This window comes from Pedobacter cryotolerans (assembly GCF_005116475.1).
GTDB lineage: Bacteria > Bacteroidota > Bacteroidia > Sphingobacteriales > Sphingobacteriaceae > Pedobacter > Pedobacter cryotolerans.
On sequence record NZ_SWBO01000007.1, the window covers coordinates 1 to 12,975 of the forward strand.

The 12,975-nt window shown below is 37.7% G+C and carries 14 protein-coding genes; 3 read left to right on the forward strand and 11 right to left on the reverse strand.

The features are described 5' to 3' along the window. On the forward strand, positions 1-174 hold a 174-nt coding region (locus FA045_RS12405; protein ID WP_169305030.1), incomplete at its 5' end, for an ATP-binding protein. 502 nt (positions 175-676) lie between these two features. Here FA045_RS12405 and FA045_RS12410 read toward each other — a convergent pair. The 11 genes from FA045_RS12410 to FA045_RS12455 all read right to left on the reverse strand — a co-directional run bounded on the left by FA045_RS12410 (position 677) and on the right by FA045_RS12455 (position 11,523). Further along, positions 677-2,032: a TolC family protein gene (locus FA045_RS12410; RefSeq protein WP_169305059.1), complete on the reverse strand. Its 1,356-nt coding sequence runs from the start codon at positions 2,030-2,032 to the stop codon at positions 677-679. Between the two features lie 31 nt (positions 2,033-2,063). After that, positions 2,064-3,311, reverse strand: coding sequence for an HlyD family secretion protein (locus FA045_RS12415; protein ID WP_205943149.1), 1,248 nt, complete (start codon positions 3,309-3,311; stop codon positions 2,064-2,066). 72 nt (positions 3,312-3,383) lie between these two features. Then, positions 3,384-4,802 (reverse strand): ATP-binding cassette domain-containing protein, encoded by a 1,419-nt coding sequence (locus tag FA045_RS12420; protein ID WP_205943150.1) that lies wholly within the window; start codon positions 4,800-4,802, stop codon positions 3,384-3,386. Positions 4,803-4,825: 23 nt separating this feature from the next. After that, positions 4,826-5,050 (reverse strand): hypothetical protein, encoded by a 225-nt coding sequence (locus FA045_RS18970; RefSeq protein ID WP_205943151.1) that lies wholly within the window; start codon positions 5,048-5,050, stop codon positions 4,826-4,828. 949 nt (positions 5,051-5,999) lie between these two features. Next, entirely contained in the window at positions 6,000-6,962 is a 963-nt protein-coding gene (locus FA045_RS12425) for a sodium-dependent bicarbonate transport family permease (RefSeq protein ID WP_136877409.1), read from the reverse strand. A gap of 29 nt (positions 6,963-6,991) precedes the next feature. Then, positions 6,992-7,453: a hypothetical protein gene (locus FA045_RS12430; RefSeq protein WP_136877410.1), complete on the reverse strand. Its 462-nt coding sequence runs from the start codon at positions 7,451-7,453 to the stop codon at positions 6,992-6,994. 22 nt (positions 7,454-7,475) lie between these two features. Next, complete coding sequence (locus FA045_RS12435; protein WP_136877411.1) at positions 7,476-8,450, reverse strand: L-threonylcarbamoyladenylate synthase; 975 nt, start codon at positions 8,448-8,450, stop codon at positions 7,476-7,478. A gap of 2 nt (positions 8,451-8,452) precedes the next feature. Continuing rightward, positions 8,453-9,289 (reverse strand): DUF6671 family protein, encoded by an 837-nt coding sequence (locus FA045_RS12440; RefSeq protein ID WP_136877412.1) that lies wholly within the window; start codon positions 9,287-9,289, stop codon positions 8,453-8,455. A 3-nt stretch (positions 9,290-9,292) separates the two neighbouring features. Further along, positions 9,293-9,568 carry a hypothetical protein gene (locus FA045_RS12445; protein WP_136877413.1) on the reverse strand — a complete coding sequence of 92 codons (276 nt, stop codon included), beginning with the start codon at positions 9,566-9,568 and terminating at the stop codon, positions 9,293-9,295. Positions 9,569-9,759: 191 nt separating this feature from the next. Next, entirely contained in the window at positions 9,760-10,071 is a 312-nt protein-coding gene (locus tag FA045_RS12450; protein ID WP_136877414.1) for a hypothetical protein, read from the reverse strand. Positions 10,072-10,086: 15 nt separating this feature from the next. Further along, a complete protein-coding gene (locus tag FA045_RS12455; RefSeq protein WP_136877415.1) occupies positions 10,087-11,523 on the reverse strand; it encodes an NADP-dependent isocitrate dehydrogenase in 1,437 nt (478 codons plus the stop codon). Between the two features lie 91 nt (positions 11,524-11,614). Between FA045_RS12455 and FA045_RS12460 the strand changes: the two genes are divergently transcribed. Further along, on the forward strand, positions 11,615-12,538 hold the full coding sequence (locus tag FA045_RS12460) for a LysR family transcriptional regulator (RefSeq protein WP_136877416.1): 924 nt from the start codon (positions 11,615-11,617) through the stop codon (positions 12,536-12,538). A gap of 27 nt (positions 12,539-12,565) precedes the next feature. After that, a complete protein-coding gene (locus tag FA045_RS18890; RefSeq protein WP_169305060.1) occupies positions 12,566-12,724 on the forward strand; it encodes a hypothetical protein in 159 nt (52 codons plus the stop codon). Positions 12,725-12,975: the final 251 nt, after the last annotated feature.

Genomic DNA, 12,975 nt, shown 5'->3' on the forward strand with positions numbered 1-12,975 from the left:
TCACTTATCATTACCTCACAGCTGCCAGTAAGCAAATGGCATGAAGTGATTGGTGAAAAAACCATTGCCGACGCAATATTGGATAGGATTGTTCATGATGCCAACCGTATTGAACTCAAGGGAGAATCAATGCGGAAGAAAAGGGTGCCTGTGCAAGAAAATAGCTTCCAATAAAAAACAACTTTAAATAACTACTTTTGTTAACGCTTCTATAGCATTTGCAACGTTCGTTCGCCAGCAAATTAGGTGGTCAGTTTGCCACGGAATCACATGGTCAGTTTCTCCGAAATATACAAGCTAGGGAAATATCCGCCAAAATCTTTTAAACTCCCTTTTCCCATTTTAGGCATAAGATCCAAATATATCATCAATACCGTCAACGGTCTTTTGTTTACGCCTTCTTGTTTCATATAATTGAATTTCACTATAACCTTTTTGGTTAATTCATAAATATTTACAATTCTTTTAAAACTTACCCCTATCGGATATCTTTTTTAGATCGGAGGGAATGTTCGTAAATATTTCTTTCTCTCTAAGACACTTTTTACTTAGTATTTTTAAAGTATTGTACTGTGCTTCATTTATCATTTACATTTATTTTACACAAATTGATAGGATTAATGATTGGTGCACATTAGCACTATTCATTTGTTTGTCAAGCCCTTTCATAATCTTGTTAATTAAAGTTTTCTTTCGTCCATTTAAGGTGGTTATAACCTTGGAGAAATTTTAATCTCAGTTCCAGAATCTTTTCTTGCATTTCGATCAGTTTATTCTCGCGGCTGTTGATCAGAAAAAGAGAACTTTCTCCATTATCGTATCTAACCTGTTCTGCTTGGAGCAAACGTTGGTAATTTTTAGCAGTTTGAAATGCGATACCAATTTGCTGGTTATAATTAATTACTGCGTTTTTGTAAGTCGTAATTTTCATGCTAATTTCTTGCCTCTTAAAATCGATATCAAGCTGATTTTGTTGAAGTTTGATTTTAGAGATACGATAATCTGCCCTAGCTTGTCTAAAAAAGATTGGGATTTCTAGCTTTAAGCTGTATTGATAGTTGTTTTGAAACAGTGGAAATAAATTGTCCTGAAAATTTTCCTTATTGAGTAAATTGTACGTCAGATCCACCTTGGGTAATAGGCTTTGAAATTTTAGTCTACGCTCCCTCTCCATTAGGTTTTGCTTGCTGAAATAAAACAAAAGTGAGGAATGATTAGCTAGCGAAGCATTGTCGACTTCTGTGATAAGTGTTAAGTAATTTTGATAGGCCAAATTTTCTTCTAGCGAGGTTGATGGGAGGATCAATTGAGAAGTGTTATAAGGTTGTTGATTTTCTTGCCATAAGAACAATGACAATTGTTGAGTTGCTTTCACAAACGCCAAATAAGCATTTGTTTGATTAAGCTCAAAATTTTGCAACTGCGTGAGCGCTTCCGTCGTGTCAATTGCCGCCCTTTCTCCATACTGGAAAGTTTTTCTGATTAGCTGCAATCTATCTTGATTAATTTTTACGGCTTTAGTCTGCAACAGCAATGCCTCATGAGCTTTTACCCATTCCCAATAAGAATTATCCGCCTCTAACATTAGATCGTTGGTTAGCAGAGTTTGGTCTGTTTCTGTCATTTGAAGGGAAAACTTTGCTTGTTCTAACAACGCCCTACGCTTGTCATAGAGTAAGTTCTTGGCCAAAGGTATGGTTAAGGCAAATTGATTTAACTCACCTTTAGTTTCGCCATTATCCAATTTTTGTCCATCTATGTAGTTATAGCTGCCATTTAACTGTATTCCGTACCACGTTGGAATACCGAACTCAATATTTGTTTCTTTATAGTATTTAGTCCCATCGATGGTTTTCGAGCCTTGCTTGGCTGCCAATGTTGGATCGAAATTGCCCCTTGCACTCTGAATTTCTGCTTGGGCTATTTGATTTTGCAGGCGATAGCGAAAAGCTAGGGGATGATAGTTTTTTACCACCGCTAAAAACTCTTGATGAGATAGTTTTAAGGTATATTGAGCATGGGAAAAATGCATACAACTAATCAAAAATATAAACAATCCTAGCTTATTTCGCCTTTTCATTATCGCTATTAGTTTTAACTGTATAATAATCCGGAGGGAAGCCATTTATATTTCGCCATAATTCGTACCAAATGGGCAGATCATTTAAAATTGCGATGCCTTGTACACCTGCTCCCATCTTTATTTGTGGTGGCCAAGGCTTCTGTGTTGGATCTTCAATAACCAATGCTTTAAAGTCACCATTTAAACTTATATAACTCTCTATTGCTATAACTCTGCCAGTAAATGTTCCATAGCTCGAATTTGGCCATCCAGAGAATACGATTGCAGGGAAGCCATCGAAAGTACACATAACTTTCTGCCCTTGTTCGAGCAATGGGAGATCAACAGGTTTTACATAAATTTCAACAGCGTAATCCACTTTTTTAGGCACGATGACCCCAATGTTTTCGGCCTCCTTAAGTATTTCTCCAATACCCGCTTTATTCAGTGATACCACCTGACCATCTTGAGATGCGAGTAAATAATAAAGTCCTCTTCTTGCTTTATAATTAGCTACTTGATTTTCTAACTTGGCAATATCGCCAGCGCTACCAGCTATTTGTCCCATGGCTTGAAATCGCTCCCCTTCTGTCTTACTTACCCTCTCTGTGTAATCTTGTATGGCGGAGTTTTGCTCTATGCCTATAGTCGTGATCTCTTGGATGGTTTGAGCTAACTTATTTTCTATGGATGTCTTTTTAGCCAATTCGTTTTGGAATGAAACGTTTCTTTGCTGAAACTGTGTAAGGGATACCAAACCGTCCTCATACATTTTTTTTTGACGATTATACTGGTCTTCACTTAATCTGAACTCATTATTTGCAGCAACGAGCTCTGCTTGTTCTCCTACAATTTTGTTTTTTAACTGGCTAATTTTAACATTAAGCTGACTTAACTTTAACTCACGTGAAGCATTGAGAGCGGAGAGCTGACTATTGGTTGTTCCTACTTTGGCCCGATAATAATCTCTAACGCCAATTTTTGCTTTCACCTGTTGTTGGGCTCGCTCCACTAATAAAGGATCCATATAATCTTCTTTAACTTCTGCTAGTTGTATTAGCGTATCACCCTTTTGAACATGATCGCCGATTTTTACGTACCATTTAAAATTCTGCCAGGTATGGGTGAATTGAGCTGTTGAGGACGCTGATCTTGATATAGCGTGCTTACATTGCCTATAAGCTAAATATTTTGAGTCCATGGCAGAATTAATACGGCGAGACAAATCGCTAAAAAGATGAAAAACCATCGTTTTACCCTAGAGTCTCTATGGATCTGATAAATATGATCTAGTGATTTTATTTTCATCTTAAGCATTGGATTACATTTTATAAAGTGTGCCGTTTTGTAGGTGTAAACTCTGATCTGCAATCGAAACTAATGATGGATCATCTGAAATAATTACAATGGTCATTCTCTCTTTCGCTTCTTGAAGATAATTGACCATTCTCTTACAGAACTCTGCATTCATTCCAGTTAATGGATGCTCCAATAATAGCAAGCGCTTATCTCCCAGCAGGGCTCTTAGGATTAAGATCTTCTTTCTAGAGCTGAACGAAATCTCTGTATCGGTCTTGCTTAAATGGGTATTAAAGCCTTTTGTGAAAGTACCGGATAAATTATCTAAACCTATAGCTTCAGAAACCTCAAGTAGACCATCCGTACCAATATTCTGTCTACCCAATAGGATATTGTCCTCCAATGTACCTTTAATAATTTGCATATCATCCATATACATGCCGATGTGATCTCTTAGTGAAACCTTATCCATATTTTTTAAAGGAATTTTATCAAACAAAACGCTTCCGTTTGAGGGGTCATAAAAACCAGCCATCATATTCATCAGTAGCGATTTTCCAGAACCGAGGCTGCCGGTTATCAATGTTATGGTATTTGGTTGAATATTAAAATTGATATTAGATAGAATAGGTTTTTGGTCGGTAAATGAAAACTCAACCTCTGTGAAAGTAACTTCCATTCCAGCTATCTTTGATTCTAGAACAATATTCTCGTTATGCTCTTCAGTTAGTCCGGTCACCTTGCCAAGCTTATCTAAAGAGGCGACAACATCATAGTAACTTTCCAGACTTATAATCAGCTTTTCAACTGCCGCCATGATGCTTAACACCACGATTTCAGTTGCAATAAAAGCACCAATATTTAATTTTTGGTCGACTAGTAGATAAGTACCGATGGCAAGCATTACCAAAGTGATCACCACCTTGAAGCCTATAATTGCCTCATATTGAAAAATCAACACCCTGAAATGCTGGGTTCGGCATTCCAGATATTCTACAACACGTTCATCAGTACCTGAAAGATGCATCTGTGTTTTAGAGTAAATTTTAAATGTTTTTATTGCCCCGGCAACATCTTCCAGCCAACATGCAACTTTGTACTTCTTAGCGCTCTCATCAATGCTCGATCGTATACCATCGTCCATTGTAAAACTGAAGATGATGATCACAATTACCACTACGAATGCTCCAAAAACTAAAAACCAGGTATGATAAAAAGATAGTAACAGAATACCAAATAGGATCTGTATCAGTGCAGACGGAATTTCTAGCAGGATCTTGGAAATACCCTTTTGGAGATTTTGCGTGTCAAAAAAACGGTTCACCAACTCCGGTAGATAATACTTTTTATTTTTCGACACGTCGATCTTAGGAAGCTTTTCTGCAAATGCAATAGCATATTCAACAAAAATCTTCTGCTGAATCTTCTCAATTATCTGCATTACTTGTAACCGGAAGTAGCCAGTTAAAAAGTGCCAATTACTACAAATCCTATAAGCATATACAACGAGGTGACCATCGTAGCGCCCATGGCAAAACTTACAATCGCTTGAATGCCTAAAGGTATACTTAGTTGAACCAGACCACTCAATATGGCATACATATAAATAGCAGTTACATCCTTTTTTTCTTTAGTAATATACTTGAATAGTGCGATACTGCTTTTTGTAAAATCGTTAACTTCTGCCATTTTTTTAATATTAATCCATGGAAACGCTAATAAAAATTAACTATACATATTTCTTGTACTGAACATTCGACATCCAATCGATTAGTTTAGTGAGATGTTTGCCAAAAACTTATAATTTGAGACTGTCTAGGAAAGCTGCTTGACAATTGTATGGATACCTAAATGTCATATTGCTCTCGTGATCATGCACAATTGATATCCACATTTCAGGATTTATTAAATAGCTCCAAATCTGTCTCTCTAATTAAAGAAACCCAACTATGTTCAGAATTTTTTCCATTACCCAGTAATTTTATAGGATTATAGCCTAAAAATTGAGAATTGATGAAATAACAGGGAGTTTTATCTGATATTATCTTTGCTACAAGATCAATCAAACTGTTTAAACTAATTTTTTCAACAATTTCAATGTATAACCTACTTAAAATGTTTATTAAAATGCTAAATTTAACTACAACGTGTTGATAGATTGCGGTCACTGTTGAACTTAAACTTACAACAGGTTTTTTTTAATTCAAAGCACTTTTGTTCGATTTCATCGCCAAATTCTCTCACTTTTTGAATGATCATTTTTCCAATCTTCCTTTTTTCGGGATCGAGAGGATACAACCTTTCATTAATTTTATATTTCAATAAGACAAGCATAATCTATTTTCTAACAAAAATATCATTAGTTATGGATAAAAACGCAAAACAATCATTTGTAATAGCCATTGTATTGAAATTAGTTGTATTACTAATATTTTATACAGTAATACTATCTTTTCTTTTTATTTAGAGGTTTTGCCTTACTTTGACTCCATCTCTTCTTCGTGAATAATAACCCTAATCCAACAGAGCAATGGTCACTTCTCCATATCTTGAAATATGATTCATCGCTAATTTTTGTTTTCTTGAGAGAAATGTCATGTATGCAAATTATTAAAGGCCCACAGTTATATTGAGTACATCAGCAGTTCTGCACAATCATAAAATAGATTGGCATACCAATGGTAATATTCACTGGGAAGGTTATTGCCAGCGCCATTGGTAGATAGAGCCCAGGGTTCGCTTTGGGTACTGAGATTTTCATGGCTGCCGGCACAGCAATGTAAGAGGCACTTGCCGCAAGTACAGCAAAAACAAATCTATTTACTTCATCTTCAATAAGATAAGTACTTAAAAACGCAATCAAGCTGCCATTAAACAAGGGAATAAAGAATGCAAATAATGCAGGGAACCAACCAAAAGAGAAAAAGGCTTTTAGCTTCTTTCCGCTAGTAAGGCCCATATCCAGTAAAAAAATGGCTAAAAAACCTTTAAACAGGTCATTGGTAAAAGGTTTAATGCCTTCAGCTTGTTTGGCACTGGCCAGATAACCAATGACAAGACTGCCCAAAATTAGCAGCACACTCCCATTGGTAAAAGAATGTTTAAGCACCTTCATTTTATTGATCTCATGGCTAGCGTTTTTATTGAAAAATGAGATCAGTAGCAAACCCATAATGATAGCTGGCGATTCCATCAATGCCATAATAGCAACCATGTGCCCATGCAAAATCAGCTGCTGACTTTCCAGATAAGAGACTGCAGTAACAAAAGTTACTGCACTTACCGATCCGTAGGCCGCAGCAATTGCGCCAGCATCATATACATTTAATCGCCTCTTGAGGATAAAAAAAGTATATAGCGGAATAGACAATGAAATCAGTATACCGAAAATCATTGTCCATACAATCTCTGTTGTAAAAGTTTCATGGGAAAGTTCCTGCCCACCTTTAAACCCTATGGCAAAGAGCAGATAAAGCGAAATAAACTTAGAAGAGTTTGGAGGTATCTCCAGATCGCTTTTGAGGTAAACAGCTATTATACCTAGCACAAAGAACAAAAGTGCAGGGTTGGTTAAATTATCTAACAGTAAATTATAATCCATAAGTATGATTTGATTTATATATAACAATACTATTCTAAAAAATTGCCAGAAGAACTCACCAAACCTTTGACGATGATCGAATACTGTGCAATACATTCTCCAGTAAGAGGCACTTTAGTAAGCTGTTCGATCTGCTGCTGCATAATAAGTCTAGCCAATTGATATCGCTGGTGGGCTATCGACTTATCCTTGAAACAGTTAAAATAGTTCTTTATGTAAAGCGACATGATCGTTTGTTCGGCGGGCACTCCAAATGGTTCGCTTCTGTTGATGACGGCATCGATAAACCTGCAGGAAGTATCCGTTACCAAACAAATTTCGTTAACCTTTTGCTGAACAATTAAATCTCTTATCACAATCAAGTGATCTATCTGGTTCCATCCAAAAACTGCAGCAGGAGCGGTTAGGAAGAAATGCTCTTTCCCAAACTTCCGCTTTAGCGGTTGCTCTAGGTAAGAAAAAGGACAGACTAAAAATAAGATGTGATGCATATAATTTTCTCCTGATAAATACTTAAATCAGCGCCAGTGAACTGCCAAGTGCAGCTCTACTCAGCTTATCGTTAATTACCAAACCCAAGCCCTCCTCTGGGAAATATTCGGCAATAATATAATCTAACTGCATTTTGTCTAGTTGGTGCATGGCTTCATATAGGTTAGCTGCAGCTTCAGCTAAGTAACCATCAAAGGAAAGCACTTTTTGTACAAATGAAGCTGGCAAACCAATTAATTTTTCATTAAAAAGTAACAGTCCAACTTTTTTATCCTTCATTCTACTGGTTTCAAATTTGATATTCTTTGTGAAAATCAGTGGCGTAGCCGGAGCATAATGTTTAGCAAGCATGCCTGGTGCTACAGGAGATTTACCAGCTTTATTGATCAACTTTACCTTACCAACAACTGCTCCAATTTCTGCCACAGAGAGCGAGCCCAACCTATAAACAATGGTTTGGTTTCCTTCAAAACCAACAATGGTAGATTCGATCCCTTTTTTACAGCGACCACCCTGCAGTACCATGCCAATACGGTCTTTAAAATATTCCTCAACATGCTCGGCTCTGGAAGGACTAATACTCCCAAATGGATTGGCGCTGGGTGCTGCTAATGGAAAATCGATTTCATTCAGCAAAGCTAAAGCTACCGGATGATCTGGTACTCTAACCGCCACCGTAGAATTGCCAGCAGTTATCAGATCAGACACTTTCTCATTTTTTTTAAGCAGCAAAGTTAATGGACCTGGCCAGTACTGTTCTGCCAGCTTTAGCGCCATTGGAGGCACATCTGCTGTTATTTTTGCCAAATACTCGATGCTGTTAACATGCACAATTAAAGGATTATGCAACGGACGCTGTTTAGTTTCGTATATCGCCTTTACCGCGTTTTCGTTGTAAATATTAGCTGCCAAGCCATATACAGTTTCGGTAGGTATGGCAACCAAGCCACCTTGCTTTAAAATAGCTGCAGCTAAAGCTATATCATCACTTATCATAATTAAGGGTTACATAAATCACAAAACTTTGGATCTTCGTTTTCTTTCCCATGGGGATATTTTTTTTCTAAGGAAAAATGGCAGTGTGCACATCGATAGATATGGGCTAGTGTAGATCGTGTCGGAAATCTACACAACTCACAAGGCAAACCTTGTTTTGCTTCTACCGCTGCAAAACCAGGCATTTGACAGCTTGGACATAAGGATTTAATTTTGTCTGCTAGCTTTTGAGCGGCAGTTTCAATAACCCTCATTCTCGTGGGATTAAACATGGCTCTCATATCGGTCTCCACGTAGGCACTCCAATTATCGAGTTTAACCATATGGTAGCTTGATATCAGCAAATCCGAATCAGTAATCCCTTTAACCATACATCCTAGATCCTCTTTTTGCTTTCTGATGATTAGTCCATGCGATGAAAAGCCTGCATCCGCTGCAAAAGCTCGCAATTCATCTTCACAAGCAATCATCGCCGCATTGAAGTTAGTACTCAAACTCAGCTCACTTACTGTTATCTCTAAGCCATTTTTCTGATCGATAAAAATTAAGATTTCTTCATCTGCATGAGCAAAAAAAAGCGTTGGATGCGCACCAAAAGAGCCTTCACTAGCTATTGCCAAATCGCAGTTAGCCAAAGCCATTGCCTGTAGGCATTTATTTTTAACAGTTGTTAGGGCATCATCGGTTCTTTCTACCTCACCTGTAAAAGTCCCTAGTAAATCGCTATCAAATTCTGTCCAAACAAAGCAGTTAACGCCAAGCTCCCTTTGCATAATTGGAGCAATGACGCTTTCTTTTTGATGTTTAGTTGCAATGAGTAAACGCCTCCCCTTAAACATTTTTTAAAGTATTGTAACTTGTATTTCTGATTTAATCTCGAGCTGTTTGCCCTGTTTTCGAGCTTCCTCCAGAAAACTTACTACATTTTCGATACTTTCTTTAAGTTCTACGATACGGTGTAAAGAATGTTCATCATCTTTGCCATTTCGCTCTTGCGAACTGAAGTTTTTAATCTGATGAAACTGTATCTTACTGGTAAAAACATTCTTTAAAATTTCACGGCTTTCTAAAGCAGAAAAATTGCCGTCAATAAACTTGAATTTTTGTACGTTGTTCATGATTGTTGTTGTTTTAATAGTTGTGCTGAGCAAAATGCTCCTGAAATGATACTTAATGAAGATAATAGCTCGCAAATGAATAAATCGGTGGTGACTAACGCCGTAGTGAGAGATAGGAGCATTATTGTTGTAAGCAGAGCGATGATATTGTTTTGTTTCATTTTAATACTGATTGAAAAAAGAATAATTGATTAAACCGGAATGGTATTTTGTTTCACCATCTCATCAAAACTGCTGTTAGAGCCAACAATTGGAGTTGAGATAATCAAAACTTCTTCGCCCAATTTTGCTTCTACGGCATTAACGATCTGGTTAATTAACAGCGATTTAGATTTGGCCGTAATCACATTAAAAACCTGTTTGGTAAAATTTCCGTCTTTTATGGTGTAGGAAATATTGTCTACATCTATCACTGCCGATGCGATGAATTTGGCTCCAAGCAGGTGTTTAACCAATTCTTCGGCGTTGTTTTTCTTGTCTAAGTAAATGATAACGTTGACCATAAATTTTACCCTTTTTTATTGACCCTGACCTAATGAAAATGCAGCCTTGCCATTAAACTCATATAGATTCTCTGTTTTAACGACATCAATATTTAACTCATCGGCCTGTTTTAGCAGTTGAACGATGTCTTCTTTACTAATGGTAATATCCACATCTGATATAAACCTGCATCTCCAATGATCGGTACAGAATGTTTCCTCAAAACCATTAGGCCATACTTTTACCCCTCTGTTGGTAATCATGGCAAGCACCACGTCGCCGCTGTCCATTGCCTTAATTTGCGTTGCCAGCTTGTTAGCGTTACTACCAGACCAGTGCACAAAAAGATCTACACCTACCAATTTTTTCACTGCTGCTGGTTTTCTTATGTATTTGGGTAGTTTTAAAGCTGTATTCGTAAACTGAGTGCTGACTTTTAAAAACGATGGCTGCTCTCCCAAATTTGAAATAAGGTGTGCCGTAAATTCTGATGTGCTTACCTCCTTTTTGCTAAATCCGCTTTTGAAGATATCTTTGGTGTGTATGCCCTCTTCAATGGTTTTCAACCAGGCATTCTGGATGTTTTGTGCAACCCCTGTTTGTCCGATGTGTGTAAGCAACATAACAGCGGCTTGGATAAGCCCAGAAGGATTACCCATATTTTTGCCTGCAATATCTGGAGCCGAACCATGTATGGCCTCAAACATGGCACATTCTTCGCCAATATTTGCTGAACCACCTAAACCAACCGAGCCTGCAATTTCTGCAGCAATGTCAGAAATGATATCTCCATAAAGGTTCAGGGTTACGATTACGTCAAAATCTTCAGGCGACTGCGCCAATTTAGCGGCTCCGATATCAATGATCCAGTGATCGGTTCTGATTTCTGGGTATTCCAAAGCAATCTCATCAAACACCTTATGGAACAGCCCGTCGGTTTGCTTCATGATATTATCTTTGGTGAGGCATGTCACCTTTTTTCTGCCCTGCTGTTTGGTATACTCAAAAGCATAGCGGATAATCTTTTCACATCCGGGCCTGCTGATGAGCTTCAGACACTGGATTACCTCATCTGTCTGCTGATGCTCGATCCCCGCATACAAATCTTCCTCGTTTTCCCTGATGATTACCAGATCCATTACCGGATGTTTTGTAGCAATGAATGGATGAAAGCTCATGCATGGGCGAACATTTGCATACAGACCCATCGCTTTCCTCATGGTTACGTTCAAGCTTTTATAGCCCCCACCTTGTGGTGTGGTAATGGGAGCCTTTAAGAAAATTTTGTTTCTACGGATTGTATCCCAAGATTCTGCAGCAATGCCCGAAGTATTTCCAGCTAGATAAACTTTCTCTCCTACTTCAATTTCGTCAATTTCCAATTGTGCTCCAGCCACCTTTAAGATCCTTAAGGTGGCATCCATAATTTCTGGACCTATTCCGTCTCCTTTTGCAACTGTAATTCTCGTCATATTGATGATGTGTTTTTGATTGGCACAATATTCCGGGAAAGTTTTTATATATTTTTATTTATGTTTGTAATGATATACATAAAAATTATTTATGCATTATACCCTACATCAGCTTCAAGTTTTTTTGAAGGTTACCCAAACTAAAAGCATTACCAAAGCAGCAGAAGAGTTACATTTAACCCAACCTGCAGTTTCCATCCAACTGAAAAACTTGCAGGACCAATTCGAAATTCCACTTACCGAAGTAGTTGGACGTCAGCTCTATGTAACGGATTTCGGGAGAGAAATTGCCCATGCTGCAGAGAATATTTTGAATGAGGTTTACGCCATCAATTACAAAACCTCTACCTTCAAGGGACAGTTAACAGGGCGGCTAAAAATTTCCGTAGTTTCCACAGGCAAGTATGTGATGCCTTTTTTTTTATCAGATTTTATGAAAGAGCATCAGGGCGTAGAACTGCTAATGGATGTGACCAATAAGAATAAGGTACTAGAAAGTTTGGAGAACAACGAAGTTGATTTCGCACTGGTTTCTATTTTACCGACCACATTACATGTGGAGAAACTTGATCTACTGCAGAATAAACTTTATCTGGTAGGTGATTCATCTCCGGTTTTAAATAAAAAAGCGAAGGTAAAGGAGATATTTGAAGAGCTGCCGATTATTTTTAGGGAAAAGGGCTCTGGAACCAGACAAACAATGGAAGCTTTTTTCAACAGAAATGAAATTGCAGTGCTGAAGAAGATGGAACTTTCCTCTAACGAGGCGGTAAAACAAGCTTTACTGGCCGGACTTGGCTATTCTATTATGCCGTTGATTGGGATCAGGAACGAATTGCAAAACAAGGAACTGCAGATTATACCAGTAAAAGGTCTTCCGATTACCACAACCTGGCGGATTGTTTGGCTAAAAGGCAAAAAACTCTCTCCAGTTTCTGCAGCTTATTTAACCTACCTAAAGCAAAATATCTCAACCATCGTGCAGAACAGATTCACATGGTATGAGCAGTATTGATATTAGCTATATAAATCACTGATGGCAATGGCACAAAGCGACGAAATTGAAAAAATCAACAAGTTGTTGAATGCCGACAACAGCAATTTGAAAAATCAGCTTAGGAGTGAAATAGACGCGAGAATGAACCTAGAGCCATTAGGAATGAATTTAAAAAAATCTGCCATGATGAGCCTACCTGCCTAAAGCACTTAGCCCTGCTAAATTAGGCTAATCGTCATAGATGCAAGAAATGTAGGCAGGATAAATATTGCAAAGGAAAATCCGAATATTTAAGGCGCTTCTCTAAGTGTGGCTACAATGAGACTGCAATTTCAAATACAGTTTTTCATAGGGTTAAATTTCCGTTTTTAGAGGCCTTATATATGTTTTTTTTTACTAAGGTCATACACAAGCAGAACAGCAAGGGAGCTTTCAATGTGCACCGCTTTGAAGAA